At 68.7% G+C, this 26,105-nt stretch carries 24 protein-coding genes; 8 read left to right on the top strand and 16 right to left on the bottom strand.

Annotated features, from left to right (window positions below; genetic code table 11):
* Positions 1-123 precede the first annotated feature (123 nt).
* From ACFVAE_RS04865 to ACFVAE_RS04855, 3 genes are read right to left on the bottom strand one after another with little or no spacing between them, the layout of a single operon-like run.
* On the bottom strand, positions 124-2,820 hold the full coding sequence (locus ACFVAE_RS04865; RefSeq protein WP_378888540.1) for an FtsX-like permease family protein: 2,697 nt from the start codon (positions 2,818-2,820) through the stop codon (positions 124-126).
* On the bottom strand, positions 2,817-3,536 hold the full coding sequence (locus ACFVAE_RS04860; protein WP_378888537.1) for an ABC transporter ATP-binding protein: 720 nt from the start codon (positions 3,534-3,536) through the stop codon (positions 2,817-2,819). Before ACFVAE_RS04860 ends, ACFVAE_RS04865 begins: the two co-directional genes overlap by 4 nt.
* Positions 3,533-4,126, bottom strand: coding sequence for a PadR family transcriptional regulator (locus ACFVAE_RS04855; RefSeq protein ID WP_378888534.1), 594 nt, complete (start codon positions 4,124-4,126; stop codon positions 3,533-3,535). Before ACFVAE_RS04855 ends, ACFVAE_RS04860 begins: the two co-directional genes overlap by 4 nt.
* Positions 4,127-4,325: 199 nt before the next feature.
* Here ACFVAE_RS04855 and secA point away from each other — a divergent pair, with 199 nt between their 5' ends.
* Positions 4,326-7,130, top strand: a complete 2,805-nt coding sequence (gene secA, locus ACFVAE_RS04850) for a preprotein translocase subunit SecA (RefSeq protein ID WP_378888531.1) — start codon at positions 4,326-4,328, stop codon at positions 7,128-7,130.
* A gap of 58 nt (positions 7,131-7,188) precedes the next feature.
* Here the strand turns inward: secA and ACFVAE_RS04845 are convergent, their stop codons facing one another.
* From ACFVAE_RS04845 to ACFVAE_RS04810, 8 genes are all read right to left on the bottom strand, one after another.
* The gene (locus ACFVAE_RS04845; protein ID WP_378888528.1) at positions 7,189-7,677 is read right to left on the bottom strand and encodes a nucleoside deaminase; all 489 of its coding nucleotides are present in this window, start codon (positions 7,675-7,677) and stop codon (positions 7,189-7,191) included.
* A gap of 21 nt (positions 7,678-7,698) precedes the next feature.
* Positions 7,699-9,189 carry a cytosine permease gene (locus ACFVAE_RS04840; RefSeq protein ID WP_378888525.1) on the bottom strand — a complete coding sequence of 497 codons (1,491 nt, stop codon included), beginning with the start codon at positions 9,187-9,189 and terminating at the stop codon, positions 7,699-7,701.
* Positions 9,190-9,266: 77 nt separating this feature from the next.
* Entirely contained in the window at positions 9,267-10,898 is a 1,632-nt protein-coding gene (locus ACFVAE_RS04835) for a hypothetical protein (protein ID WP_378888522.1), read from the bottom strand.
* Complete coding sequence (locus tag ACFVAE_RS04830; RefSeq protein WP_378888519.1) at positions 10,895-12,319, bottom strand: DUF1116 domain-containing protein; 1,425 nt, start codon at positions 12,317-12,319, stop codon at positions 10,895-10,897. The genes ACFVAE_RS04835 and ACFVAE_RS04830 overlap by 4 nt, the downstream gene beginning before the upstream one ends.
* The gene (fdrA, locus tag ACFVAE_RS04825) at positions 12,319-13,869 is read right to left on the bottom strand and encodes an acyl-CoA synthetase FdrA (RefSeq protein ID WP_378888517.1); all 1,551 of its coding nucleotides are present in this window, start codon (positions 13,867-13,869) and stop codon (positions 12,319-12,321) included. Before fdrA ends, ACFVAE_RS04830 begins: the two co-directional genes overlap by 1 nt.
* Before the next feature lie 21 nt (positions 13,870-13,890).
* On the bottom strand, positions 13,891-14,499 hold the full coding sequence (locus ACFVAE_RS04820; RefSeq protein WP_378888515.1) for an ankyrin repeat domain-containing protein: 609 nt from the start codon (positions 14,497-14,499) through the stop codon (positions 13,891-13,893).
* Positions 14,496-15,797, bottom strand: a complete 1,302-nt coding sequence (locus ACFVAE_RS04815) for a purine-cytosine permease family protein (protein WP_378888512.1) — start codon at positions 15,795-15,797, stop codon at positions 14,496-14,498. The genes ACFVAE_RS04820 and ACFVAE_RS04815 overlap by 4 nt, the downstream gene beginning before the upstream one ends.
* A complete protein-coding gene (locus ACFVAE_RS04810; protein ID WP_378888510.1) occupies positions 15,794-16,783 on the bottom strand; it encodes a DUF2877 domain-containing protein in 990 nt (329 codons plus the stop codon). The genes ACFVAE_RS04815 and ACFVAE_RS04810 overlap by 4 nt, the downstream gene beginning before the upstream one ends.
* Before the next feature lie 94 nt (positions 16,784-16,877).
* Here ACFVAE_RS04810 and ACFVAE_RS04805 point away from each other — a divergent pair, with 94 nt between their 5' ends.
* Genes ACFVAE_RS04805 through ACFVAE_RS04795 form a run of 3 tightly spaced genes read left to right on the top strand, consistent with a single transcriptional unit; the run spans position 16,878 to position 19,820 of the window.
* Complete coding sequence (locus tag ACFVAE_RS04805; protein ID WP_378888508.1) at positions 16,878-17,840, top strand: carbamate kinase; 963 nt, start codon at positions 16,878-16,880, stop codon at positions 17,838-17,840.
* A 57-nt stretch (positions 17,841-17,897) separates the two neighbouring features.
* Positions 17,898-18,578, top strand: coding sequence for a GntR family transcriptional regulator (locus ACFVAE_RS04800; RefSeq protein ID WP_378888506.1), 681 nt, complete (start codon positions 17,898-17,900; stop codon positions 18,576-18,578).
* Positions 18,579-18,593: 15 nt separating this feature from the next.
* Positions 18,594-19,820 (top strand): pyridoxal phosphate-dependent aminotransferase, encoded by a 1,227-nt coding sequence (locus ACFVAE_RS04795; protein ID WP_378888504.1) that lies wholly within the window; start codon positions 18,594-18,596, stop codon positions 19,818-19,820.
* Here the strand turns inward: ACFVAE_RS04795 and ACFVAE_RS04790 are convergent.
* Together ACFVAE_RS04790 and ACFVAE_RS04785 are read right to left on the bottom strand one after the other, a co-directional pair.
* Positions 19,768-21,000: a CpaE family protein gene (locus ACFVAE_RS04790; protein WP_378888502.1), complete on the bottom strand. Its 1,233-nt coding sequence runs from the start codon at positions 20,998-21,000 to the stop codon at positions 19,768-19,770. The genes ACFVAE_RS04795 and ACFVAE_RS04790 overlap by 53 nt on opposite strands.
* A complete protein-coding gene (locus ACFVAE_RS04785) occupies positions 20,997-21,617 on the bottom strand; it encodes an SAF domain-containing protein (protein WP_378888499.1) in 621 nt (206 codons plus the stop codon). Before ACFVAE_RS04785 ends, ACFVAE_RS04790 begins: the two co-directional genes overlap by 4 nt.
* A gap of 97 nt (positions 21,618-21,714) precedes the next feature.
* On the opposite strand from ACFVAE_RS04785, the gene ACFVAE_RS04780 reads away from it, so the two are divergent.
* Positions 21,715-21,993, top strand: a complete 279-nt coding sequence (locus ACFVAE_RS04780) for a helix-turn-helix domain-containing protein (protein ID WP_378888497.1) — start codon at positions 21,715-21,717, stop codon at positions 21,991-21,993.
* A gap of 59 nt (positions 21,994-22,052) precedes the next feature.
* Here the strand turns inward: ACFVAE_RS04780 and ACFVAE_RS04775 are convergent, their stop codons facing one another.
* Entirely contained in the window at positions 22,053-22,649 is a 597-nt protein-coding gene (locus ACFVAE_RS04775) for a hypothetical protein (protein WP_378888494.1), read from the bottom strand.
* A 149-nt stretch (positions 22,650-22,798) separates the two neighbouring features.
* On the opposite strand from ACFVAE_RS04775, the gene ACFVAE_RS04770 reads away from it, so the two are divergent.
* Complete coding sequence (locus ACFVAE_RS04770) at positions 22,799-23,185, top strand: Rv3235 family protein (protein WP_378888492.1); 387 nt, start codon at positions 22,799-22,801, stop codon at positions 23,183-23,185.
* A gap of 32 nt (positions 23,186-23,217) precedes the next feature.
* Positions 23,218-24,690, top strand: coding sequence for a sensor histidine kinase (locus ACFVAE_RS04765; protein ID WP_378888490.1), 1,473 nt, complete (start codon positions 23,218-23,220; stop codon positions 24,688-24,690).
* 75 nt (positions 24,691-24,765) lie between these two features.
* Here the strand turns inward: ACFVAE_RS04765 and ACFVAE_RS04760 are convergent, their stop codons facing one another.
* Complete coding sequence (locus ACFVAE_RS04760) at positions 24,766-25,014, bottom strand: WhiB family transcriptional regulator (RefSeq protein WP_116241334.1); 249 nt, start codon at positions 25,012-25,014, stop codon at positions 24,766-24,768.
* 202 nt (positions 25,015-25,216) lie between these two features.
* Between ACFVAE_RS04760 and ACFVAE_RS04755 the strand changes: the two genes are divergently transcribed.
* Entirely contained in the window at positions 25,217-25,615 is a 399-nt protein-coding gene (locus tag ACFVAE_RS04755; protein ID WP_378888487.1) for a hypothetical protein, read from the top strand.
* On the opposite strand, the gene bcp is transcribed toward ACFVAE_RS04755, so the two are convergent.
* Complete coding sequence (gene bcp / locus ACFVAE_RS04750) at positions 25,616-26,092, bottom strand: thioredoxin-dependent thiol peroxidase (protein ID WP_378888484.1); 477 nt, start codon at positions 26,090-26,092, stop codon at positions 25,616-25,618.
* Positions 26,093-26,105: the final 13 nt, after the last annotated feature.

The following is a 26,105-nucleotide window of genomic DNA, read 5'->3' as shown; positions in this document are numbered from 1 at the left end:
ATCTCCAGCCTTGGGCGGGCTGTGGATCCGATACGCCCTGCGAGAACGGAGGGGCGGTCGTCCGGGGCGCTGTGCCGCAGCTCTCGACGGCAGCGCGTCGGGGGCAGGAAGGCGCCGGTGAACTCATGCGATCGCGGAGCGGCGGGTGAGCGTCGCCTGTGGCGGCCGGATGCCGAGTGAGAAGAGTGCGATCATGAGCGGCAGCCCGATCCCGAGTGCGGTCAGCCAGAGGAAGGGCAGATCCGCGAGCATGAGGGTCGGGGCCGCGGCCTGTGTCAGCGCCCAGGCGCCGATCAGGCCGATAGCGATGCCCACGGCGCACCCGACACCGACGATGATGAGCGCCTGCCAGGCGCCGATGGCACGGCGCACCCGTGTCGTGGCGCCGACAGCGGCGAGCGTCGCATCGTCGTCGCGGCGCTCGATCCTCGCCAGTCCGAGGCTGATCGCGGCGGCCGCGATCACGATCGCGCTGACGGCGGCGAACACCAGGACGAGCCACGGCGCGATCGATTCCGGTCCGGTCTCGACCGAGACGGTGTAGTTGCCTCCAGCCGACTCCGCGGTCTCGGCATCCGCCCTCACCCGGTCCTGGGTCGGCACCGATGCTCCGCCGTCGAACAATGCCACCCAAGTGGTCGGCACGGCGATGATGCCCAGTGCCTGCGCGGCAGCGGGGGAGAGAACGACCGGCCAGGCGGAACCGCGGCCGGTGCGCACGTCCGCAGGAAGCTCGACGGTGCGCAACGGAGTCGGCGACCCGGAGGTGTGGACTTCTTTCTGATCCCAGAACGAGAGACGGACCATGCTGTCGGGGCCGACGACGCCGGGCGCGCTGGCGATGACCCCGCCGTCGGCGAAGTCGCTCAGCTCCCGGGCGCTCATCGTGAGTCCGGTGAGTGCTTCGAGATCGTCCGGGGCGATCACGGCGACGGCTGTGCCGTACATGCTCGCCCACCCGGCCTCGGTGCCGGCCGTGGTTCCGTCGTAGTAGTTGTCGACGGACACCGCGTCCGAGTCGGCGAAGATCGGATCGCCGTTCTCGTCCACGGACATCTCCGGGGGTGAGGACACGGAGACGATCCGCTCCGCACCGGACTGCCGCAGGAATGCGGGATCGGCACCGACCGAATCGCCCCACCCGGTGACCGCAATGCTGCCCTCGGGCCCCTGCCAGGCGTAGGTCCGCTGCGTCTGCGCGCTGATCATCGCCATCGCGCAGAGCACGAAGGCCGCCACCGCGGTGCTCGCGGCGATCGCCACGAAGGCAGGTACCGTGCGTGAGGAGTTCGCGACGGCGTCGCGGGACGCCAGGCGCGGGGCGGAGCCGAAGCGAGGCAGGAGCCACGCGATCGCTGCGAGGATGGCCTGGCCGCTGAGGACGACGCCGAGCAGCAGCAGAAGAACGCCGACGATCAGGATCCACAGCATCACCAGGGTCGGCACCCCCCAGATTCCCTGCGCGGCCGCGGTGCCCAGCGCGATGCCGGTCACGGTGACCGTCGCCAGGCCGAGGAGCAGCACGACGACTCCCCATCGGGGCTGCCGGCGCGACGCAGGAGCCGGGCGCCGGGCGCCGCGCAGGGCGGAGAGCACGTCGCCGTGGGTGGCGGTGCGCGCCGGCGCGAGAGACGCGATCAGCCCTACGAGAACGGCGAGCAGCACGGCTACCGGCACCGTCCACGGCACAGTGAGACCCCACGATGACCAGAATGTGCCCTGCACCCCGGGGTTCATCACGGCGAGAGCGGCGGCCACTCCGCCGATGCCGATCACCGCCCCGATCACCCCTCCGGCGAGCCCCAGCAGCGCCCCCTGGGTGAGCACGATGCGGAACACGTCCGCGCGCCGTGCGCCGATGGTCGTGACCACGGCGAGCGAGCGCTGCTGGCGACGGGCGCTGACGGCCATCGCGGCCGCGGACAGCAGCCCGACGAGGACGGCGGCGAAGGCGGCGGAGAGACTGACGGTCGCGGCGGTCGCCCACTTCTCGGATTCAGGGACGAACTCGCCGCCGAGCACGGCCCCCGGCGGAGGATCGATCACGAGGTCGCGGGCGAACGAGATGTATCCCGCACGGTTGAGTGCACTCAGCTCGGCCATGTCGGGCTGCCACGCGGGCAGGAACCACACGAGCGACGTCGGCTCGACATCGTCAGGGAGCGGGGCGAAGAAGGTCTGGCGGGAGTAGGTGTTCGCATCCATCGCCTGCATCGTCCCCACGATGCGCACCCGGCGATCCTCGTCCGGCAGCACCGCGTCGTCCCCGACCTTCAGTCCGAGCCGCTCGAGCAGGGTCGGCGATGCCATGGCCTCATCCACGGATGCGGGCGTCCTGCCGGAGAGCACCTCGAACTTGCCCTCCAGCCGTGGGTCCCATGACGCGCCGGATATCTGGGTGAAGGTGGCGATACCGTCCGGCGTCCTCAGACGCACTCCCTCGCTGAGCCCGAGAGGGATCGACTCCGTGCCGGCCGGCAGCCCGGCGTGCTCCAGGCCGTTCGGAACGGGCTGCTCCGAGTTCTTCGCGACGCCGTTCTCGTCCTGCGCCACCGACGTCATGAACGGCATGTCGACGGCCTGGGTCCTGCTCGGATCCGGCCCGCCGATGATCTGGATCCAGGACTGGGCCTGTCCCAGCTCCAGCGTCGCCGCCTGCTGCGCAGTCGGCGTCCGGCTCTCCAGGAAGGTCAACCCGGCCACGGCGCCGGCCACGGGCACGGCCACGAGGGATGCGACCAGCACCGAAGATCCGGCGGTGCGCAGCAGCTGCCGCCACGCGAGCCGCAGGATCACACCGGGACGGGCGCGCCGGATCATGCCCGTGCCGTGAGGATCGCGTCGGCGCTCTCGCGCCGGCTCTCGTCGACGATGCGGCCGTCGCGAAGGAACACGATGCGGTTCGCCCACGCGGCATGGCGCGCCTCATGGGTGACGAGGATGCCGGCTGCCCCGGCGTCGATGCGGCCGCGGAGCGTGCGCATCACCTGCTCTCCCGTGACCGAGTCGAGTGCACCGGTCGGCTCGTCGGCGAGGATGAGACGCCGCCCGCCGACGATCGCCCTCGCGATCGCGATCCGCTGCTGCTGCCCGCCGGAGAGATCATCGGGGTAGGCGCTCCCGCGCTCAGCCAGCCCCACCAGCGACAGCGCGTCTTTGCCCGCCCGGCGTACGGCGCGCGCGCTGATGCCGTCCAGTTCGAGCGGCAGAGTGACGTTCTCGAGCGCGGTGAGAGTGGGCACGAGGTTGTAGTCCTGGAACACGAATCCGACTGATCTGCGCCGCAGCGCGGCGAGCTCGTTCGGCTTCGCGGTGCTGAGGTGCTCGCCGTCGATGACGACCTCGCCGGAGGTCGGCGTCTGGAGGCCGCCGGCGATGGACAGCAGAGTGGACTTGCCCGAACCGGAGGCGCCCATCACTGCGACCAGCTCGCCGGCGTGCACCTCGAGATCGATGCCGCTCAGCGCGGACACCGCGAGCTCGCCCGCGCCGTACTGCTGGGAGACTCCGACCATGCGGAGCACCGCGACGGTCATGCCCTGGCCTTCGCCGGGCGGCCGCGCTTGGGGCGGTCGGTGGACAGAGCGAGTTCGAGCGCGTGCTGCGGGTGCTGCGCGAGTCGCTGTTCGGAGTGATCCAGCCAGCGCACCTCGGCCTCGGCCGCGAAGATCATGGAGTCGACGACCAGTGACCAGGCGAGATCTTCGGGGCCGTTCGGATCCGTCCCCGCGTACTTGGCGCGGTTCAGCTCCTGAAGCTGTGCGAGGGAGGCTCGGCGCTGGGTCTGGATGACTGCGGTCACATCGACGCCGGGCAGCGTCGCCGCCACGGCGAGCTTGATGGCGAGTTCGTCCCGGGTGCCCTGCGCGCGCTCGACGGGGGAGTCCAGCCAGTCCGTCACGGCCTCGTGCCCGGCATCCGTGATCACGTAGTAGACGTGACCCTCGTCGTCGACGTCGCCCTTGGCGACGAGGCCGTCGCGCTCGAGCCGCTCCAGGGTGTTGTAGATCTGACCGACGTTCAGCGGCCAGGTCGATCCGGTGCGCCGGTCGAACTCGGCGCGCAGCTGATACCCGTAGCAGGGACCCTGGTCGAGGATGGCGAGCAGGCTCTGGCGGACGGACATGGCGCTCCGATCGGTTGCTGGTATTGCATTTCTGAGTATATGCATACTCGGAAATGTGCGTCGACGCAAGCATCCGAAGTGCGTGTCCGTTCGCCGTCAGCGTTCCCATGCACAGGTAGCGCAAGTCACAGGCCGGTAACATGACACGGTATGCCCGGCGCTGAACATCGTCGGCACCCGAGACCCAAGGGAGACATCCGTGGCGAATCCTCTGGAGAAGCTGCTCCGCGCCGGTGAAGGTCGCATCCTTCGCCGCCTCAAGCAGGTCGCCAAGGCCGTGAACGAGCTCGAAGAGGACTTCGAGAAGCTCAGCGATGACGATCTGCGCAACGAGACCACCGTGCTGCGCGAGCGCTACGACAAGGGCGAGACCCTCGACCAGCTGATGCCCGAGGCCTTCGCCGCGGTCCGCGAGGCGGCCCGCCGCACACTCGGCATGCGTGCCTACGACGTGCAGCTCATGGGCGGCGCGGCCCTGCACCTGGGCAACATCGCAGAGATGAAGACCGGTGAGGGCAAGACCCTGACCGCTGTGTTCGCGATGTATCTGAACGCGATCGCAGGCAAGGGCACGCACCTGGTCACGGTGAACGACTTCCTCGCGAGCTATCAGGCCGAGCTGATGGGCCGCGTCTACCGCGCCCTCGGCATGACCACCGGCGTGATCGTCGCGGGCCAGACCCCCGACGTGCGCCGGCAGCAGTACGCCGCCGACATCACCTACGGCACGAACAACGAGTTCGGCTTCGACTACCTGCGCGACAACATGGCGTGGCGCAAGGAGGACCTCGTCCAGCGCGAGCACTTCTTCGTGATCGTCGACGAGGTCGACTCGATCCTCATCGACGAGGCCCGTACCCCGCTGATCATCTCGGGCCCCTCCTCGGGCGAGGCGAACCGCTGGTTCACCGAGTTCGCGAAGATCGCGCGAACCCTCGAGGCCGGCGTCGACTACGAGGTCGACGAGAAGAAGCGCACCGTCGGCGTGCTCGAGCCCGGAATCGAGAAGGTCGAGGACTACCTCGGCATCGACAACCTCTACGAGTCCGCCAACACGCCGCTGATCTCGTTCCTGAACAACTCGATCAAGGCGATCGCGCTGTTCAAGCGCGACACCGACTACGTCGTGATGAACGACGAGGTCATGATCGTCGACGAGCACACCGGCCGCATCCTGGTCGGACGCCGCTACAACGAGGGCATCCACCAGGCCATCGAGGCCAAGGAGAACGTCCCGGTCAAGGCCGAGAACCAGACGCTGGCGACCGTCACGCTGCAGAACTACTTCCGCATGTACGACAAGATCGCCGGCATGACCGGTACCGCCGAGACCGAGGCGGCCGAGTTCATGTCCACGTACAAGCTCGGCGTGGTGCCGATCCCGACCAACCGCCCGCTGATCCGCAAGGACCAGCCCGACCTGGTCTACAAGAACGAGCAGGCCAAGTTCGCCCAGGTCGTCGAGGACATCGCCGAGCGCCACGCCGCCGGCCAGCCCGTCCTGGTGGGTACCGTCAGCGTCGAGAAGAGCGAGTACCTCTCGCGTCTGCTCGCGAAGAAGGGCATCAAGCACGAGGTCCTGAACGCGAAGAACCACGCCCGTGAGGCCGAGATCGTCGCCCTCGCCGGGCGCCTCGGCGCCGTCACGGTGGCGACCAACATGGCCGGTCGAGGCACCGACATCATGCTCGGCGGCAACGCCGAGTTCCTCGCCGTGCAGGAGCTCAAGGCCAAGGGGCTCGACCCGGAGGAGACCCCGGAGGAGTACGAGGCCGCGTGGGACGAGACCTACGAGGCGATGAAGGCCAAGGTCGCCGAGGACGGCGTCAAGGTCATCGAGGCCGGCGGTCTGTACGTGCTGGGCACCGAGCGGCACGAGTCGCGCCGCATCGACAACCAGCTGCGTGGTCGCTCCGGCCGTCAGGGTGACCCGGGCGAGAGCCGGTTCTACCTGAGCCTGACCGACGACCTGATGCGGCTGTTCCAGTCCGGAGCCGCCGAGGCGATCCTGTCTCGCACGAACTTCCCCGACGACGTGCCGATCGAGTCGGGCATGGTCTCTCGCGCGATCCGCAGTGCGCAGTCGCAGGTAGAGGCGCGCAACGCCGAGATGCGCAAGAACGTGCTGAAGTACGACGACGTCCTCAACCGCCAGCGCGAGGCGATCTACGCCGACCGCCGACACATCCTGCAGGGCGACGACATCGCCGACCGCGTCGGTCACTTCATCGAGGACGCGATCGGCGGCGTGGTCGATGACCACACCGGTGAGGGACACAACGAGAGCTGGGACTTCGACGCGCTCTGGACCGAGCTGAAGACGCTCTACCCGGTGGGCGTGACGATCGATGAGGTCGTCGCCGAGGCTGCAGAGCGCAAGGGCGGCATCACCGCCGACGGTCTGAAGCGCGAGCTGCTCTCCGACGCGATGATCGCCTACGAGAAGCGCGAGGAGGCGCTCGGATCTGCTGCCACGCGCGAGTTGGAGCGCCGCGTGGTGCTGCAGGTGCTCGACCGCCGCTGGCGCGACCACCTCTACGAGATGGACTACCTGAAGGACGGCATCGGCCTGCGTGCGATGGCGCAGCGCGACCCGCTGGTCGAGTACCAGCGCGAGGGGTACGCCATGTTCCAGTCGATGATGGGGCAGATCAAGGAGGAGTCGGTCGGTTACCTCTACAACCTCGAGGTCGAGGTGCGTCGCGCCGGAGAGGACGGCACCGCTGAGGTGGCCGAGGTCGAGGCGAAGGGACTGACCAGCGGTCAGCCCGAGCAGCGGCTGGAGTACTCCGCGTCGAACGACGCCGGCGAGGTCGAGGTGCGCAACGAGCGCGGCCAGGTGCAGCAGGCGCAGACCGCACGGATGCGCCAGGCCGCTGCCGCCCGCGAGGCCGCACAGCAGCCCGAGCAGCCCGCCGAACGCGGCGCCTTCGGTCAGGCCGTCGACGCCCCCGCGCAGCAGCCTGCGAACCGCGCGCAGCGCCGGGCTCAGAAGAAGAAGTAAGCGGATACGAAGAAGGCCGGTCTCCTCAGGGGAACCGGCCTTCTTCGTGTTCTGGGGCTCAGGCGTTCAGCGCCTGGAACTCCGTCCAGATCGATGCGCAGTCCTCGCGACCCGTATCCAGGTGGATCATGTCGAGCGTCGAGGTGTCGCTTCCGTCGAGGTACTTGCGCAGGTGCACATCGCTGAAGCCGTTGTCACCGGCGTCCACGTGCGTCGACGCGTAGTAGCACGTGGTGATGCCGGCCCACATCATCACGGCGACGCACATCGGACACGGCTCGCAGGTGGCGTACATGACGTGACCCGACAGGTCGAGCGTGTTCAGCTTCCTGCAGGCCTCGCGCACGGCGACCATCTCGGCGTGGCCCGAGATGTCGGTGTCCTTGATCACGGTGTTGCCCACCGCGACCACGATCTCGCCGTCGGCGTTCACCAGGGTCGCGCCGAACGGGCCGCCTGTGCCTTCCCGCATCCCTTCGATCGTCACCTCGACAGCCGGAGTGAAGTACGAGTCCAGGACCTCGGGGGAGGGTGTGGTGTGAGTCATCTCTTTCTCTTTCGGATCGAGTCAGGCGCGCTTGCGTGCGGCCAGGGTGAGGATCGTGTAGCCGACGAAACCGATGATCAGGCCCGAGAAGAACGCCATGTTCTTCACCTGCACCAGGAAGTCGACGTTCGTGAACACGGTGCCGAGCATGGTGAACACGAAACTGAAGATCAGCAGGCCGACAGCGCGCCAGTTGTACGCGGGCAGCGAGCCCTTCTGGCCGCCCTTGTAGTCGGCGTAGATGCCCTCGACGTCCAGCGTGCGCTTGCGTTCCACGAAGTACGAGGCCAGCATGATGCCGGCGATCGGACCGAACATCGATCCGATGAACGCGTAGAACAGGAAGAGGATGCTGGTGGTCTCGAGGAACACCCACGGCAGGATCAGGGTGCCGACGACGGCGGTCAGCACCGCACCGCGGTTCAGGGTGAACACCCTGGGCAGCTGAGCGGTCAGCTGAAGCCCTGCGGGGAGCATGTTGCCGAACACGCAGAACGCGATCGCGCCGACGTTCATCGCGAGGATGAGGAACACGACGACGAACGGGTTGCCGATCGAGTTGATCGCCTGGACGAACACGACAGGGCTGTTGATGTCGAACTGGCCGGCGGTGGCGACCGACAGCGAGGCCATGAACGACACAGTGACAAGGGTGAACAGGATGTACGAGGTGATGACGCCGAGCGGGAAGCCGATCGCCGGGGCCTTCATCGATGTCGCGTTGCGGGTGTAGTCGCCGGTGTTGACGATCGGGCCGGCCCAGTTCGAGACCAGGGCGGCCACGCAGCTGATGAAGATCAGAGGGGTGACGTCGGCCTGCACGGCCTGGAAGGCGAACACCTCGCCGAGGCCGCCGGCGTTGGCCACGGCGAGGATCACGGCGATCACGATCAGCACGAACACGAGCGGGTTCGCCCAGGTGCTGAACCGGCCGAGGAACTTCTGCCCGCCCAGGAACAGCGCGACCGTGATGACCCAGGTGATCAGGTAGGAGATCGCGGTCGGGATCGGCAGGCCGAGGATGTCGGCGCCGTTCCCGATGTTCGTGAAACCGGGGAAGACCGTCTCGAACACCACGTCGAGCGCTTGCGCGGACGAGACGGTGGTGAGGCCGAAGAAGACGACGCCCGCGATGATGCCGCGGATCCAGGTCGGTACCAGCGCACCCTTGTGGCCGAAGGCCTCTCGCAGCTGCATCGCGAAGGGCACGCCGTACTTGGCCGCGGCCTGGCCGTTGAGTACGTAGCCGATCGAGACGATGACCGCCGAGGTCATGATCGCGGCGACGACCTGCCAGGCCGAGAGGCCCAGCGCGAAGAACCCGACGACCGTGAAGTACGACAGGATGTTGTGGATCGGGCCCATCCACACCGTGGCGAACTGGGTCGTCTTCCAGGTGCGATCCTTCGGGCGGATCGGGAGCACGTCATCGGCGTAGCCGCGGGACGCGTATTCCGCGACCTTCTCGGCTCCGGGGTCGACCAGGGCGGGGTCGATTGCGGGGGTGGACATGACCATCGGTCTCTCTCTGCACCGGAGTCCGGGTGAACGGGTCCGGGAGCGGTGCACTCCCGGACCCGCTGCGCGGTTCAGGCCTTCGCGGGCTCGACCGGGCTGGGTGCGACGGCGCTGCTCAGGGTGAGCTCGTCGATCGCGGTGAAGGTCACCGTCTGCTTCGTGATGCGGTCCTGGATCCACTTCGCCAGGAACAGCGCCGCGACCATCAGGTAAGCGACCAGGAACATCACATGGCTGTCCGACAGTGCGAACTCGGCGGGAAGACCGGGCTCAGGGGCGTGGATGATGCCGAAGAACGACAGGATCGCGGCGAGCACGCCCACGATCGCGCCGAGCGCCGGCTTGTTCCGGATCGCGAAGATCGCGATCATGCCCCACAGCAGCGACGACAGCGGTGCACCGTTGCCGAGCGTCGAGATGCCTGCGAAGTAGGTGCCGGCGCCGTTCAGGGCGTCCGCTCCCACCTCGGCGACGTTCGTCCCGGCGGCCTTGAGCGTGTTGCCGATCAGGCTGTTCGCCCAGTTCGCGATCCACGGGAACAGCGCGATGAAGATCACCGGCAGCTCCACCTTCGGCGTCTCGCGAACCGACTGCGCGGCGGTGACGATGCCGATGTAGATCAGGATCGGGGCGATCGCGGCCATCGGGACCACCGACAGCAGCAGCGCGCTCATGCCGAGCAGACCGACGGCGAACATCGTGATGCCGTTGAGCATCGTGTAGCCGATCCCGGCGCCCATCTCCTTGTACGCGGTGTGACCGATGTACACGGTGACGGGGTACGGGTTGCCCATCAGCGCGCCGACCATCGTCGCACCGCCGTTGACGAGCATGACCGGACGGGCGCTGTAGTGATCACCCGCCGCCTCGGCGGCCTCGATGTTCTCCAGGTCGAACACGTAGTTCGCCAGGGCCAGCGGCACCGCCGACGCCAGGAACGGACCGGCGTGCTGCAGACCCTCGAAGAAGTTGCCGATCGACACCTGCGGCGGGTGCCATCCGGCGTGCACCAGTGCGGCCTGGACCGCCTCCGGCGTCTGCAGCCCGAACGCCCAGGCGGCGGCGGTTCCCACGATCAGCAGCAGCAGACCGGTGGGGACCTTGCCCAGGAACGGCGAGCGGCCGAACCAGTTCATGAACACGATCACCAGGACGATGAACGCGACCACCGGGAACTGGAAGGTCTGCAGCATCGGGTTCATGGCGAGCAGCAGCAGGCCGAGCCCGGCGAGGCAGGCGAGCAGTACCGAGCGGGGCACCGCACGGCGCAGCAGGTCGCCGAAGAACGAGCCGACGAACAGGATCAGGCCCTCGAGGAACCCCCACACGAGGCCGATGCCCACGGCGAGCTCCGCGTCCTGGGTGCTCGAGTAGACCGGCAGGATCACGAGGAACGTGACCGTGAAGATCGACGGGGCGCTCGGGCCGGAGGGGAGGGCCACGACATCGTCGCGACCCTCCTTCTTGGCCAGCCGACGGGCGAACCACACGTACATCGACGAGGTGATCAGGATCGCCAGGCCGAAGGCCGGTGCGATCCGTCCCACCACCATCCCCACCGGCAGCCCTGCCATCGTGAGCAGCGCGGTGAAGGTGATGATGTTCGTGAGGTTGTTGGTGAACAGGGCGAAGAACGCCGCGATGTCACCCTTCTTCCACCACTTGAGGTGGACAGCGGCCGGGGCGGGAGCGACGGTCGTCATGGCTTGATCGTGTCCGCGAGGGCGCGCAGCGCCTTCTGGAACGCCTCGACCGGCGGGTTGACGATGCCGGCGCCGATCATGCCGATGCCCGGATCCTTGTGCGCGATGGCGGTGGTGATCAGCGGCAGGATGCCGGTCTCCATCACCTTGCGCACATCGATGCCCGAGGGGATGCCCATGAAGTCCAGCGACGGGATGGTCACGTTCGGGTTGTTGCCGGTGGTGATCTCGTTCATCGAGCGCGACGTGTTCATGGCGTCCTCGACGGTGCCGCCGATCAGCGCGATGATCGCCGGAGCCGCGGCGAGGGAGAAGCCGCCGATGCCGAAGGTCTCGGTGATCGCGGAGTCGCCCATGTCGAGGCCGGAGTCCGCGCGGGTGTAGCCGGCGAACATCGGGCCGATGACCTCCTGGGCGGGTCCGGTGAACCACTGGTCGCCGGTGCCGGACACGCGGATGCCGAAGTCGACACCGTTGCGCGCCATGGTGGTCACCACGGTGGAGTTCTCGATGCCCTTGGCAGCATCCAGCGAGGCCTTCGCCGTTACCATCCAGGTCGGGCCGGAGAAGTAGTCGGACGAGGCGACGAAGTCGAAGACCTCGCGCTTCTGCTTCGTCGTGAAGTCCGTCTCGAGGATGTAAGGCGCGAGAGCCTGGATGAGCAGGGCGGTGCCGGCGTTATTGCGGTTGTGCAGCTCGTCACCCATGTGCAGGGCCTGCGACATCATCAGTCGCAGGTCGATGCCGTCGGTGTTGAGCTCCATCGCCCCGGCGAGCACCGGGCCGAACACGTCGCGCATCCAGTTCAGGCGGTCGATGACCGACTGGTCGTTCGCACCGAAGCGCAGGATCTTCGACAGCTGCTCCGACAGGTTGGTGTAGGCGTAGTTGCCGTAGGTGCGGTTGCGCACCTTGTGCACGTACATGCTGGCGCTGGTGACACCGGCCATCGAGCCCACGGACCCGTGGTCGTGGCACGGCGAGAAGGTGATGTCGCCGGATGCCGCGAGGTCGAACGCCTCGTCGAGGTCCTTCGCCAGACCCTCGAACACGAGCGCGCCCGTGACGGCACCCTGCATCGGGCCGGACATCCGGGTGAACTCGATCGGCGGTCCCGCGTGCAGAATCGTCGTCTTCGTCATGCCGGGGACCGTGTCGATCGCCTGGCCGAAGCCTTCGAGGAACGGCTGCGAACCGAGGATGCGCTCGAGCGCCACCTGGTTGGCGGCGTCGATCTTCTCCGCGATCGCGGGGTCCTCGAGGCGGCTCAGCGCGGCGATGACCTCGGGGTCGCCGCCGCCCGGCGGGGTCCAGTCCATCAGGACCGGCTCGACGCCCTGGGTCCTCAGGTCGTCGGCGAACATGTCGAGGCCGAGGTTGACCGGCTTCAGGTCGGTGGAGAACAGGTCGTTGACGCTCATCAGTTGTCACCCTTCGCGACGAATTCACGGGCCAGGAGGCCGAGGTTGGTGGAGGAGGAGGCGATGGTCACGCCGGCGGCCTCGAGCTTCGCCACCTGCTCGCCGATCGCCGGGGTGTCCAGGTCGGTGCCGAGGACGTAGCCGAGGATCTCGAGGTGCTGACCGCGTGCGGCGGCCTTCGCCTTGGCCTCGGTGATCGCCGGGATGGTGACGCCCACGGGGTCCTCGTGCGAGCCGAAGCCGAGCACGAAGTCCATCGCGATGACGCCGACCTCGGGGTCGTCCGCCTCCTGGACGATGCGCTGCAGACGCAGCGAGGGATCGATCATGGGGTGCGGGCGACCGTTGGTGAAGTCGTCGTCGCCCATGTCGAGGAAGGTGTGCTCCTTCGAGGCATCCATCGCGCCGATCCTGTAGGCGGGGTTCCTCTGGATGTTGGAGTACACGTTCTCGTAGGTGCCGAGGGCCGCGAACATCGACTCGTCGCACAGCGTGCCGCCGCAGAACAGGCCGCGGATGTACTTCTGCTCGGGGGCGAGCTTGGCGCGCACCTCTTCGATCAGCGGGATGTTCAGCGGGTGCTTGTCGAGCGTGGACTCGTCGATGCCGGATGCCACGACGGCGGCGATCGCGAGGGGCTTGGTGCCCTCGGTGACCATCGTCACGTTGTCGTGGCCCGACTCGGTGCGGTCGGAGCCGAGGAAGGTGACGAAGACCGGCTTGGAGGCGGCGCCGGCGACGGCGAGCACCTTCTCGGCGACGTCCTCTGCCGGCGGCTTCGAGATCAGCACGATGACCTCGGTCTCGGGGTCGGCGTCGAGGGCCTTGATGCCGTCGATCATCGAGATGCCGCCGATGTCGGTCGACAGGTCGCGTCCGCCGGTGCCGATCAGCTGCGAGATGCCGCCGCCGAAGTCGTGCACGCGCACGGACACCTCCTGGCTGCCCGTGCCGGAGGCGCCGACGACGCCGATGTTCCCCCGGCGCACGGCGTTCGCGAACGCGAGGCCGACGCCGTTGATGATCGCGGTGCCGCAGTCGGGGCCCATGACGATCAGGCCCTTCTCGTGCGCGAGGTTCTTCAGCGAGAGCTCGTCCTCCACGGACACGTTGTCGGAGAAGATCATGACGCTCTTGCCGGCGTTCAGTGCCTTGCGCGCCTCGCGGGCCGCAAAGGCGCCGTTGACCGAGATGAGCACCAGGTTGGTGTCGTCGTTCTCCTCGAAGGCGCCGTCGAGGGTGCGGTAGCGCACCTCGTTCGCGCCCGCCGCCTTCTTGTCCTTGCGGGCGAGGATGTCGTTGACCGCGGCGATGGCCGCCTCGATGGTCTCCTCCGAGGCATCCACGACGATCATCAGATCGCTGGGCTTGGCCTCGTCGACGGCGGCGTCCTGGACGCCGACGTTCGCGAGGACCTCCTTGTTCATCGGCGTCGCCATGCCCAGCAGAGCCTGGGTGACGCCCTCGACGGCGTTCGCCTTGGTGCTCATCGACATGAGCGAGACCGAGTCGAGGTAGGTGTTCTTCCTGATTTCGATGTGCCTGGTCATCGTTGTCCTTTCGGGGGAGTCTTAGGCCTGGGCCTTGTCGAGGATGTCGGCGATCTCGGTGTATCCGCGCTCGCGCGCGAGATCGGCCGGGGAGGTGCCCCACGGGTCGGGCATGCCGGGCTTCGCGCCGTGCGCGAGCAGCAGCTGCACGATCTCCTGGCGCACAGGGCCGCCGTCGCCGAGGATGATGGTCTCGATCAGTGCCGTCCAGCCCAGGTTGTTCGTGAGGTTGACGTTGATGCGCGTGTTCTCGAGGAGGTAGCGGACGACCTCGAGGTGGCCTTTCTCCGCCGACGGGGTGAGGCCGTTGCCGCCCATGCGGGTGAGGCGCTTCAGGTCGGCGCCGGCCTCGGCCATGATCTTGACGAGCTCGAGCCGGTCGTTGATGCAGGCGAACAGGAACGGGTTCGCGCAGGTCTGGTCCTGCGCGTCGATGTCGACGCCCTCCGCGATGAGAGCGCGCACGACGTCGAGGTGTCCGCCGCGGGCGGCGTGCAGGATCGCGGTCGCCTCCTCCCAGTCCACGGCATCCTTGTCGGCGCCCGCGGCGAGGGCCGCGCGCACGCCGTCCAGGTCGCCGGCCGCTGCTGCCGCGAGGTACTGCTCGTCGACGGTCTGAGTGCTGGTCATGAGTGGATCTCCTTCTTTGCTGAGAACTGTTCGAGAGCGAGGTAGGCGACGCAGCCGACCACGAGGCCGACGACGGCGTCCGAGAGCACCGGGATGAAGAGGTGCGAGATCAGCGCGGCGGCGGCGCCGATGGCCCAGGCGAGCAGGGCGTTCCCGCGGAACCGCTTCTCGGGTCGGCCGGCATTGCGCTTCGCCAGGATGATCTGGTCGGCGATCAGCACGGCGCCGAGCGGCGGCACCAGGACACCGAGCAGGGCGAGCCAGTTGGCGAAGTACTGCCAGGCGCCGGCCACGGCGACGATGACGCCGATGACGCCGAGGATGAGCGTGAGCAGGCGCATCGTGGAGCGCGTCAGATGGGACCAGCCGAGAGCGCCGTTGTAGAGGCAGTGCGTGCAGACGGATCCGAGGTTGATCACCACGAAGAGCACGAGGAACACGTTCAGCCAGGGGTTGCCGGTGCCGGTGAGGATCGGGGCGAAGTTGCCGCCGTTCACCGCGGGCAGCGCGATCGCGCCGGCCGCGACGAAGAGGGCGCCGCTGAGCTGGGCGACAAGGCTCGCGATCGGGAAGGCGGTGACGGTGGCGAGCACGGCCTGCTTGCCGTTCTTGGCCCAGCGGGTGAAGTCCGCCGTCATCGTGCCGGAGTCGGCGAAGGTGGCCATGATGGCGGTGACTGCGACGCCGAAGGTCATCGGGTTGGGCACGCTCTCTCCGGCGTAGCTGAAGACGGCGGAGAAGTCGTTGGTCTGCGCCGCGATGACCATCGCGATGACGACGGCGATGATGAACAGCGGCGCGGCGATGGTGCCGAGCACCGACAGCGCGCGGATGCCGAGGTACGTGACGGCGATGAAGACGATGCCGGCGATCGCGGCGACGAGCATCTCGTTCCAGCCGAACGCCTCGCTGAGCGTGGCGCCGGTCGCGCCGGTGTTGAAGGCGAACCAGCCGACGACGACCGTGGAGAGGAACCCGGACGCGATCGCGTATCCGGCGGTGCCGAAGGTCTCGATGGCCTGCAGCGAGAAGCTCTTCCCGGTGCGGCCGGCGCGCCAGCTGAGCAGGCTCACGTAGACGAACATGATCGCGTTCGCCGTGAGGATCGCTCCCACTCCCGGCCAGAACCCGAGCATCGCGACGACCAGGCCGCCGGGGACGGCGTTGGTGAGGATCATCGGGAATCCGAACCACACCGCCGAGACGGTGTAGAGGGACTTGCGGTGGCTCAGGGGCACCGGCTCGTGCTCGAACTCGGCCGAAGCAGTCGCCTCGGTGGCCGTCGTGGTGTCGCTCATGACTGCTCCTTCTTCTCGTCGTCCTGCGGAAACGTGCTTCCGGCGCTGCGCGTCTCGCGCTCGACGTCGAGCGCGAGACGGATGCCGGTGAGGATGTCGGCCCCAGAGGTATGGCCGATCCGGAGGATGCGGTCAGCGGTGCGCCGCAGAGCGGCGGCGTCGCGGTCGCAGACCGCCGAGATGAGGTCGTGCAGGCGCCGTCGACCGCGTCCGTCGGCGGCCTGCGCCATGGTGGTCGCGCTGAGCAGGCCCGTGCGCGTGGCGCCGGCGTGGATCGCGTCGGACAGCGCGGGAAGGGAACGGGTCAGCAGCATCCCGTCCTGGGCGGCGAGCAGAGCGAGACCGGTGAGCACGTCGTCGCCGGAGGGAGTGAGCCCCTCGCCGAGGCCGATGAGAGCGGATGCCCCCGTGCGGACAGCGCTGTCGTCGGACTCGAGCAGTGCGGTGCGCAGCATCCCGATCCGTGTGCGCAGCATGCCGTCCGCCGCGCGACCGAACGGCGTGGCCGGGGCAGGGGAGGGCAGCACGTCGAGCACCGCCAGCGCCGCGGTCAGGTCGTCGGCGGTGAGTGCGGAGAGATCGGCGCGAGGCGCTTCCCAGCCCGTCGCACCGGAGAGCGAGACGACCGGCGCGCTGTGTGCGCCCGCGAACTCGATCCGGTCGAGGCGGGCCACGACGGTCGAGCCCTGGCGGATGCCGCGGGAGTCCCATTCGCTCAGCGGCACGCGGATCGTGGCCGGGGCGTCGTCGATGCCGTCATCGGCGATCGCGACGAGCGTGTTGCCGAACAGGACGTTCACGACGCGGCGGTGCACGGAATGCACGGTGCCGACGGCGGCATCGCCGAACGCGCGCTCGGCGGCTCCTGAGAGCGTCTCCGCAAGCGCGTGATCCCAGCTGGTCGCCCTGAGGACGATCGGGACAGCGACGGGGGTCATCGTCTTCTCTCCGGGATGCCCCTGCCGTGGATGTGCGGTGCGGAGCATCTTTACGTTGTATTACTTCAGGTATACCATTTACTCAAATGGAATACCATCCCGGATTCCGGGATACCAGAAGACCTCGACAAGGGAGAACAGCATGCGCGTCGTAGTGGCACTCGGAGGCAACGCCCTCGCCCGCCGCGGAGAGCCGATGACCGCGGAGTACCTGCGGGCCAACGTGAAGTCCACGATGGAGGCGCTCGCGAATCTCGCTCGCGACAACGAGATGGTCATCACGCACGGCAACGGACCGCAGGTCGGTCTGCTCGCCCTGCAGAACCTCGCGTACCAGGACGTCGCCGCCTATCCGCTCGACATCCTCGGTGCCGAGACCCAGGGCATGATCGGCTACGTCGTGCAGCAGGAGCTCTCCAACGCGCTGAACGGCGAGCGCGAGGTGGCCGGCATCATCACGACCACCGTCGTCGACGAGGCCGACCCGGCCTTCGCGCGCCCGACCAAGCTCATCGGACCGACCTACTCCGCGCACGATGCGGCCGAGGCGGCCGCCGAGTACCGCTGGACCATCGCGAAGGACGGCAACGCGTTCCGTCGCGTCGTGCCGTCGCCGAACCCGCTCTCGATCGTGCAGGCTCCTCTGATCCGCCGTTTGCTCGAGGCCGGCAGCCTCGCCGTCTGCGTCGGCGGTGGCGGCGTGCCGGTCCGTGAGGACTCGAAGGGGCGTCACATCGGCGTGCAGGCCGTGGTCGACAAGGACCTCGCCTCCGCCGCGCTCGCCGCCGACATCGGCGCCGACACGCTCATCATGCTCACCGACGGCGACTACGTCAGCGAGAACTGGGGCACCCCCGAGCAGCGTGACATCCTCACCGCTTCGGCTGACGCGGTGGCCGCCATGAAGTTCGCCGAGGGATCGATGCAGCCCAAGATCGACGCGGCGATCCGTGTCGCGCGCGCCGGCGGCCGCACCCTGATCGGCCCGCTGGACCGCCTGGACGACCTGCTCGCACGCCGCATCGGCACCGAGATCGTCCCCACACTGGACGAGGGAATCGTGTGGGTGCAGGACAAGCAGGACAAGGCGTCCAAGAAGGGCTGAGCCGCTCTTCCGGCCGAGTGACCGGGAAACGCCCGGTCACTCTGGAAGAATGAAGCCGTGAGCGGAGCAGAGGAACGCATGCTGGAGTCGACGAGGGTCGCGTCGTGGTTGCGCGATGCGATCCTGGACGGCGTCCGCGAGCCAGGAGGCCGTCTGATCGAGCGCGACCTCGCCGCCGAGTTCGGCGTGAGCCGTGTTCCGGTACGCGACGCTCTGAAGGTTCTCGAGGGGGAGGGGCTCGTGGAGCTCCGTCCCCGGACCTGGGCCGTCGTGCGGGAGTTCACCGATCACGACCTCGCCGACCTCGATGAGGTGCGTGAGGTGCTCGAGCCCCTGGCGTTCAAGCTCGCCGCGCAGCGCCACCGCAGGGAGGGCCTGGAGCGCCTGCACCGGGCCCTCGAGAACGAGCGGTCCAGCGCAGAGGCCGAGGACCGCGTCGTCTCCCGTCGCTCCGCGGCGGACTTCCACGAGATCGTCACCGACCTCGCGGACAACATGCTGCTGACGGATCTCATGCAGAGCATCCGCAGTCGGCTGCGCTGGGCGCTGTCCCAGCACGACGACCTGCGGCACATCGCCGAGGAGCACGTCGCCCTCTATGAGGCGATCCGCGATCGCGACGGCGACCGCGCCGCCACGCTCGCCCTCGCGCACATCGAGAGCAGCCGCCGGGAGCGCACCGCGCACGCCCAGGCGCTGCACACCGAGACCCCCGCGGCGGGAGTGGTCGCCTCGTAGCGCTAGGATTCTGCGATGACCCCTCCTCGCCATTTCGACCAGTCCTCGAAGCTCAAGAACGTTCTCTACGAGATCCGAGGCAAGGCACTGGTCGAGGCGGCGCGGCTCGAGGCCGAGGGGCATCAGATCCTCAAGCTGAACACCGGCAACCCGGCGATCTTCGGGTTCGAGGCGCCGCACCAGATCGTGCATGACATGCTGGCCGCTGTGCCCACGGCGCACGGCTACAGCGACAGCAAGGGCATCGTCTCGGCCCGTCGCGCCGTGGTCAGCCGCTATGAGCAGATCCCCGGCTTCCCGCGATTCGATCCGGACGACGTCTACCTCGGCAACGGCGTCTCCGAGCTGATCACGATGGTGATGCAGGCCCTGCTCGACGAAGGCGACGAGGTGCTGATCCCCGCGCCCGACTATCCGCTGTGGACCGCGATGACCTCGCTGGCCGGTGGCACCCCCGTGCACTACCGCTGTGACGAGGACAACGGCTGGAATCCCGACCTGGAGGACATCCGGTCTCGGATCACGCCGCAGACCAAAGCCATCGTCATCATCAATCCGAACAACCCCACCGGCGCGGTGTACTCCCGGGAGGTGCTCGAGGGGCTGGTGCAGATCGCCCGCGAGAACCAGCTGCTGCTGCTCTCCGACGAGATCTACGACCGCATCCTGTTCGACGATGCCGTGCACATCCCGACCGCGACGCTGGCGCCCGATCTGCTCTGCCTGACGTTCAACGGGCTGTCCAAGACCTACCGCGTGGCCGGATACCGCTCCGGGTGGCTGGTGGTCACCGGACCGAAGGATCACGCGCAGGGGTTCCTCGAGGGCATCACGCTGCTCGCCTCGACGCGCCTGTGCCCGAACGTGCCGGCGCAGTACGCCATGCAGGCGGCGCTGTCGGGCGTGCAGTCCATCGACGCGCTGATCGCCCCCACCGGACGCCTGCACGAACAGCGTGACATCGCCTGGCAGGGCCTGGAGTCGATCCCGGGCGTCAGCTGCGTGAAGCCGGAGGGCGCGCTGTACGCATTCCCGCGCTTGGATCCGAACGTGCACGAGATCCGCGACGACGCGCGCCTGGTCTACGATCTGCTCGTCTCCGAGCACATCCTGCTGGTCCAGGGCACCGGATTCAACTGGCCGACACCGGACCACCTCCGCCTGGTGACGCTGCCCGAGCCCCGGGTGCTCAGCGAAGCCGTCGAGCGGCTCGGGAACTTCCTCGCGAGCTACCGGCAGTAGCAGGTTCGCGGACGGCGGCATCGCCCGGGGTCAGTCCCGCGGCGAGCCGGCGCACCGCGGCGACCAGGGAGGAGCGAGGGAGCACGTCGGCGATCGGACGGGCGTGCAGCAGTGCGGCATCCGCGGCGCGCAGGTCGTACGGCAGGAACTGCACGTCGTCGATGCCGGCGAACCGGTCGAGCGTCCTGCGGATCTGGCCACGGGCGTCGATGCCGAGCGGACCGGGCCGCACCGAGTTCGCGACGACCGTGATCGGCGTCGCGCCGACCAGGTGGCGCAGTTCGGCGTGCCCCCTGACGAACCTGCTGACCCCGATCGGATCGGCCGAGGTCACGGCGATGATCGCGTCGGCCTCGCGCAGTGCAGCGGATGTCGCGGCATGGCGTGACGGGGCAGCGAGGTCGTAGTCGTCCTCCTCTTCCTCGAACGAGGCGGACACGTCGACCACGATCTCCTCGGCCCAGTCGCGGCAGGCCGTCAGAGCGCCATGCATGCGCGCCGCGCCGAGCTCGGGCCACCGTGACGGACGGTTGAGGCCGCCGAGCACGTCGATCGGTCCTGCCGAGGTCTCGAGTGCCACTGCGAGGCGCGACAGCTCGGCGCGGTCGAGACTGCCCAGTTCCGCGCGACGGCAGGCGGCGGCGAGACCAGGGGCCTCATCGCCCAGTCCCAGCTGCAGGGCGATCGAAGGAGCGGTGGTGTCGGCGTCGAGCAGGGCGGTTCGGCGTCCGGTGCGCGCGAGTTCGACAGCGAGCTGGATGGCCAGTGTCGTCCTGCCAGGGGCACCGTGCGGGCCCCACACGGCGATCACCCGTGACGCGCGCGCCTCGGCCGGCGCGGGCTGCACGCCGGGGTGGTCGGCGACGAGCGTCTCCGCGATGCGCCAGCCCGGGGTGTCCTCGGGAAGCGCCGGTGCGAGCCCATGCCGTGCCAGCAGTCGCTCCTCACCGTCGCCGAAGGCGACGATCCGCACCGCCGCGCGGTCGCACGCGGCGATCAGATCACGGGTGATCCAGCGGCGCGACGGGGTGATGACGAGCGCGTCGGCTGCCTGCAGGTCTGCGGCGTCGATCGCGTCTGGCGTGCTGACGGAGAGGATCGTGACGTCCTCGAGTTCGAGCTCGGAGGCCAGGGCACGTGCGCGCTCCTCGTCGGCGAGGGCGATGACGACGGCGGTCATTCGGCCGGCCCCGCCGGGATGACGGACAGGGCAGATCCGCCGGTGATCGCGGAGAGCACGTCGGCCACATCGGTCCGATCGATGACCACTTCGACGTCGGTGCGGGCGTCGTTGAGCATGCCCTCGGGCTCGGCCACGGAGGCGACGACGCCGTCGGGCACGAGGATGCGGGGATCGCCGAAGGAGCGGCCGTCCTTGCTGGGCGGCGCCTGCCAGAGCTCCACCGTGCTGCCCGCCTTGACGCCGGCGGGGATCGCGCCCGTGCTCGTGATCACGACCGTCGTGGTGCGGCCGTCATCGGCGTCCGTCGCGCCGGAGCGCGGCACGAGCTCGCCCTCGTCGATGGTGCGCGCTGCGATCATGCCCGGCTCGAGATCCTGCGGTGCGAGATAGTCGTCGGTGAGCGCCCCGAGGCCGACCTCGACCACCTGGAAGTCCGAGGACCCGAGCGGTTCGCCCAGCACGATGGTCCGCGATGCCTGCAGCACCGGCGTCGTCTGCCTGGCCGCGCCGACCAGCAGCCACACACCGGCGATCGAGGCGATGACCAGTGCGATCCCGATCAGGAACCGCGTGTCGGCGAGGAACGAGCGGCGGGAGCGCGAGTGCGTCGTCATGAGGACATAGTCACAGATCCCGGAAGAACGCTCCGAAAGTTATCCACAGGCCCTCCGGTACTGTCCCTCGACCCGCAGTTCGCGCAAGAATGGAGCAATGCCCGAAGCCGCCCCGTCCGACCCGCGCTACCTGACGCCCGGCCAGGTAGCCGAACTCCTCGCCGTCCCGGTCGACGAGGTCATCGCGCTCGTCCACGAGGGACGACTGCGCGGTGCGCAGCTCGGCTCGCCGGCGCGCTGGAGGGTCGAAGAGGCCAGCGTGAACGACTATCTCGAGGACCAGACCGAGGCCGCGCGCCGTACTGCGCTCTGGCACCAGTCCGAGAACGCCAGCTTCCCCGAGGTCTGGGGGCCGGCGCCGCGCATCCAGCGCTGATCCCGGGCATCCGACTCCTCTGCCGGTATCCGTGCGCCGCGCAGATCGGCGTGCGCGGCTCAGGAGATCCGCGTGCCCGGCCGTTCCGCGCGCACCCATCGCAGCGATGAGAACGGCACGATCCGGAAGCCCTGCACGCTCGCGCTCCGGCGGGGCTCGCCGGCGTCGTGCAGAGCCATGTCCAGGTGATCGGCACCGGCGCGATCGATCGTGCCGTGCTGGAGCCCGCCGTCGCGCAGCGCGAGGGCGACCGGGATGCGCCGCTGCGCGAGGTCGCGCAGCATGAAGCCCAGGGTCATCCTGGCGCGCAGAGGCGTGAGCGGAGCGCTCGCGTCCAGACTGGCGAGCAGGCTGCCGTGGTCGGTGCCGACGGCGGTGATCGCGGAGAGCGGGACGAGGGTGGGGCGGGTGTCGTCCTGAGCGGTCACGGCGACCCAGTCCGCGCCCATCGTGCGCGCTGTCGCGCGCAGTCGCTCACCGTCGCCGAGATCGAGGACGATGACGGATGCCTGGGCGCAGAGCGCCCGCAGGCGATCGCGAAGATCGAGCTTCGAGATGCGGAGCCGCTCGGACTCGGCGTCGAGCGCGGCGCGCTCGGCCTCCCATTCGGAGGCGAGCTGTCCCTCGAGGTCGTCGAAGAGGTGATCCCATTCCACACTCCGAGGTTAGGGGAGGGCGGTCGGGTGGATACGCGTTATCCACAGACCTGCATGAATGTGCTTCCCGAGTCCGGGCATCCGTGTTCTACTTTTCTGGGGTTCGCGCTGGGGCAAGGACACCACGCAGCATGGATCGAGGACGATAAATGATCGCGCAGGAGTTTTTCGCGCCCCAGCACACACCGGCTGACGCGCTTCCCGACCCGGTGCCGCTGCTCCGCGGGCTCGCTCAGGGCGTGCTCGAGGTACTCGCGGGCGTCCGCGAGGTCGAGCAGCTCGCCCGCTGGCTGAGCGAGGACTCCTTCCGCAAGCTGGTCGTCCGGTCGAACCTCGCCGCGCGCGCACGGAGTGCACGCGGCACGCCGGCGACTCGACCGGTGTTCCAGATCCTGTCGCTTCGGCACTCGTCGCCGGCGGAGTGCGTGCTCGAGGCGACGCTCGTCGTGGCCGGCCCAGGGCGCGTGCGCGCCGTGGCCGTGCGTCTGGAGGGCCTGGACGGGCGCTGGCGCGCGACATCCCTCGCCGTGCTCTGATTCCCTGGGCGGTGCACCCTATTCTTGGGAGGGTGTCCACGCTCAGTGATCTCGTCCACGCCCAGGGGCTCCTCAGCGACGCCGACGTCGAATGGCTGCACCGCCTCGCCGGAGACGGCCAGCTTCTGGCCGACCTCTCGTCAGCCGACATCGTCCTGTGGGTGCAGACCGGCGACGGATCGTTCATCGCGATAGCGCACTCCCGGCCCAGCGGCGCAGCGACGCTGTTCTACCGCGACATCGTGAGTGAGCGGGTGCGGCCGCAGTGGCGCACCCAGGTGCAGACCGCGTTCGACACCGGCGAGATCATCGACTCCTCGTCGCCGGACTGGTTCGAGGAGATCCCCACGCGCGTGCGTGCGGTGCCGATCGAGCGACGCGGTCAGCAGGGCGTCGTGCTCGGGGTGATCACCAGGCACACCAACCTCGGCGAGGCGCGGATGCCGTCGCGCCAGCAGATCAGCTTCGACGAGTGCGCGAACGACCTGTTCCGCATGATCGCGACGGGGGAGTTCCCCGACCTCGCGGCACCCACGTCACCGCGTCGCGGCGCTCCGCGCGCCTCGGACGGCCTGATCCGTATCGACGTCGACGGCATCACCACCTTCGCCAGCCCGAACGCGCTGTCCGCCTTCAACCGGATGGGGTTCGACGACGAGCTCGAGGGGGAGTCCCTCGCAGAGGTCACCACGCGCCTGGTGCCGCCGTCGCGGCAGGTCGACGAGTCGCTGCCGGTGGTCGTCACCGGTCGTGCGCCGTGGCGCACCGACATCGAGGCACGCGGCGTGACCGTGTCGCTGCGGGCGATCCCGCTCAAGGACCACGGCACCAGGATCGGCGCGATCGTGCTGTGCCGCGACGTGACCGAGCTGCGGCACCAGGAGCAGGAGCTCATCACCAAGGACGCGACGATCCGTGAGATCCACCACCGGGTGAAGAACAACCTGCAGACCGTCGCCTCGCTGCTGCGCATCCAGGCCCGCCGCACCCATTCCGAGGACGCCAGGGACGCTCTGACGCAGGCGATGCGCCGTGTGGAGTCGATCGCCGTCGTGCACGACACGCTCGCCAGCGGGCTCTCGCAGACGGTGGACTTCGATGAGGTGTTCGCCCGCGTGCTCAAGCTGGTGGCCGAGGTCGCCGCCGCGCCGAACACCCGCGCTCGCACGCAGCACAGCGGCCGCTTCGGCGTGCTGCCCAGCGAGTACGCGACGCCGCTGGCGCTGGCGCTCACCGAGGTGGTGACCAACGCCGTCGAGCACGGTCTCGCCGGACAGGAGGGCGTCGTGACGATCGAGGCTCAGCGCACCACCGAGAACCTGCGTGTCGTCGTGCGCGACACCGGACACGGACTGCCGGAGGGGCGCGTCGGACAGGGACTCGGCACGCAGATCGTGCGCACCCTGATCCAGGGCGAGCTCGGCGGCACGATCGAGTGGAAGGGCGTGGACGGCGAGGGCACCGAGGTGACCATCGACGTGCCGCTGCGCTGGATCAAGGCCTGACGCACCGGCACGACACGCGAAGACGCCGCCGTCCGGAATCCGGGCGGCGGCGTCGATGGCTCAGTGTGCGAGCGGTCAGCCGGCGCGGCGGGCGCGCGCGGCGCGGCGCTTGAGGGCGCGGCGCTCGTCTTCGGAGAGGCCTCCCCAGACGCCCGAGTCCTGTCCGGTCTCAAGGGCGTACTGCAGGCAGATCTCGGTGACAGTGCAGGTGGCGCAGACGGCCTTCGCCTTCTCGATCTGGTCGACGGCGGGACCGGTGTTGCCGACGGGGAAGAACAGCTCGGGGTCGACGGTCAGGCAGGCGGCTTTGTCGCGCCAATCCATGGGGGCTCCTCGGTATGGGATCTGGTTCGAGTACGCGGTTGCGACACTCGATGCGGGCGGCGGTTCGGGGGTCCGCTACCCTGGTGAGATGCGAGCGATTGCTCGCCCCACGCCGCTGTGGGAGCACATGGCTTTGTCTATTCTGTTACATGGAAACCCTGAAATCAAGGGTTTTCTGACATCCGATTCCTCAGGAGTGCTCGTGCGCGCATCCCGTCCCGCCTTCCTCGCCGCGATCCTGCTCGTGCTGGAGGGCATCGCCCTCGGCATCGTCTCGATCATCGAGCTCGTGCAGCTGGGGGCGGGCAACGTCACCTCGACGCCGTCCGGACTGGGGCTGGTCGTGCTCACCCTGCTCGTGGCGGTGGGACTCGTGCTGTTCGCGTTCGGCGTGCTGCGCCGCCTGTCCTGGGCGCGCTCCGGTGCCATCGTGTTCCAGGTGCTGGCCGTCGCGCTCGGACTCTCCTCGCTCACGCTGCAGCCGATCCCGTGGCCGTTCACGATCGCCGTGGGTGTGCCGGGGGCGGTGTGCCTGGTGCTCCTGATCCTCGCGTCGCGCAACGACGGTCGCAACGACCCGAGGGTGCAGAACCGGGACTGATCAGGCGTCGATGCCGAGCGTCTTGCGCAGTCGCGCGACGTGGCCGGTGGCCTTCACGTTGTACTGCGCCAGCGTGATGACGCCGTCCTCGTCCAGCACGAAGGTCGAGCGGATGACACCCTCGATCACCTTGCCGTAGTTCATCTTCTCGCCCCAGGTGCCGTATGCCGCGTGCACGGCGTGATCAGGATCGCTGAGCAGCTCGAAGGTCAGCCCGTCGCGCTCCTGGAACTTCTTCAGCTTCGCCGGCTCGTCGCGCGAGACGCCGACGACGGTGTACCCCGCCCCCTGCAGCGAGGAGATGCTGTCGCGGAAGTCGCATGCCTGGGTGGTGCAGCCCGGAGTCATCGCGGCGGGGTAGAAGTACAGCACGACCTTCTTCCCCCGCAGGTCCGCCAGGGAGACGGTCTTCCCGTCCTGGTCGAGCAGGGAGAAGTCGGGGGCCGGGGTGCCCGGCTCGAGGCGCGTTGCAGTCATGCTCCCAGCCTAA

This window comes from Microbacterium sp. NPDC057659, from assembly GCF_042799915.1.
Classification (GTDB): Bacteria; Actinomycetota; Actinomycetes; order Actinomycetales; family Microbacteriaceae; genus Microbacterium.
The sequence above is the reverse complement of the archived record's forward strand: the minus strand, read 5'-3'. Positions and strand labels throughout refer to the sequence as shown.

What these genes read in the sequence shown, in the direction of transcription:
- ACFVAE_RS04865 (WP_378888540.1), bottom strand. Translation starts at nt 2,820, where the DNA reads ATGATCCGGCGCGCCCGTCCCGGTGTGATCCTGCGGCTCGCGTGGCGG.
- ACFVAE_RS04860 (WP_378888537.1), bottom strand. Translation starts at nt 3,536, where the DNA reads ATGACCGTCGCGGTGCTCCGCATGGTCGGAGTCTCCCAGCAGTACGGC.
- ACFVAE_RS04855 (WP_378888534.1), bottom strand. Translation starts at nt 4,126, where the DNA reads ATGTCCGTCCGCCAGAGCCTGCTCGCCATCCTCGACCAGGGTCCCTGC.
- ACFVAE_RS04845 (WP_378888528.1), bottom strand. Translation starts at nt 7,677, where the DNA reads ATGACTCACACCACACCCTCCCCCGAGGTCCTGGACTCGTACTTCACT.
- ACFVAE_RS04840 (WP_378888525.1), bottom strand. Translation starts at nt 9,189, where the DNA reads ATGTCCACCCCCGCAATCGACCCCGCCCTGGTCGACCCCGGAGCCGAG.
- ACFVAE_RS04835 (WP_378888522.1), bottom strand. Translation starts at nt 10,898, where the DNA reads ATGACGACCGTCGCTCCCGCCCCGGCCGCTGTCCACCTCAAGTGGTGG.
- ACFVAE_RS04830 (WP_378888519.1), bottom strand. Translation starts at nt 12,319, where the DNA reads ATGAGCGTCAACGACCTGTTCTCCACCGACCTGAAGCCGGTCAACCTC.
- fdrA (WP_378888517.1), bottom strand. Translation starts at nt 13,869, where the DNA reads ATGACCAGGCACATCGAAATCAGGAAGAACACCTACCTCGACTCGGTC.
- ACFVAE_RS04820 (WP_378888515.1), bottom strand. Translation starts at nt 14,499, where the DNA reads ATGACCAGCACTCAGACCGTCGACGAGCAGTACCTCGCGGCAGCAGCG.
- ACFVAE_RS04815 (WP_378888512.1), bottom strand. Translation starts at nt 15,797, where the DNA reads ATGAGCGACACCACGACGGCCACCGAGGCGACTGCTTCGGCCGAGTTC.
- ACFVAE_RS04810 (WP_378888510.1), bottom strand. Translation starts at nt 16,783, where the DNA reads ATGCTCCGCACCGCACATCCACGGCAGGGGCATCCCGGAGAGAAGACG.
- ACFVAE_RS04805 (WP_378888508.1), top strand. Translation starts at nt 16,878, where the DNA reads ATGCGCGTCGTAGTGGCACTCGGAGGCAACGCCCTCGCCCGCCGCGGA.
- ACFVAE_RS04795 (WP_378888504.1), top strand. Translation starts at nt 18,594, where the DNA reads ATGACCCCTCCTCGCCATTTCGACCAGTCCTCGAAGCTCAAGAACGTT.
- ACFVAE_RS04790 (WP_378888502.1), bottom strand. Translation starts at nt 21,000, where the DNA reads ATGACCGCCGTCGTCATCGCCCTCGCCGACGAGGAGCGCGCACGTGCC.
- ACFVAE_RS04785 (WP_378888499.1), bottom strand. Translation starts at nt 21,617, where the DNA reads ATGACGACGCACTCGCGCTCCCGCCGCTCGTTCCTCGCCGACACGCGG.
- ACFVAE_RS04780 (WP_378888497.1), top strand. Translation starts at nt 21,715, where the DNA reads ATGCCCGAAGCCGCCCCGTCCGACCCGCGCTACCTGACGCCCGGCCAG.
- ACFVAE_RS04770 (WP_378888492.1), top strand. Translation starts at nt 22,799, where the DNA reads ATGATCGCGCAGGAGTTTTTCGCGCCCCAGCACACACCGGCTGACGCG.
- ACFVAE_RS04760 (WP_116241334.1), bottom strand. Translation starts at nt 25,014, where the DNA reads ATGGATTGGCGCGACAAAGCCGCCTGCCTGACCGTCGACCCCGAGCTG.
- bcp (WP_378888484.1), bottom strand. Translation starts at nt 26,092, where the DNA reads ATGACTGCAACGCGCCTCGAGCCGGGCACCCCGGCCCCCGACTTCTCC.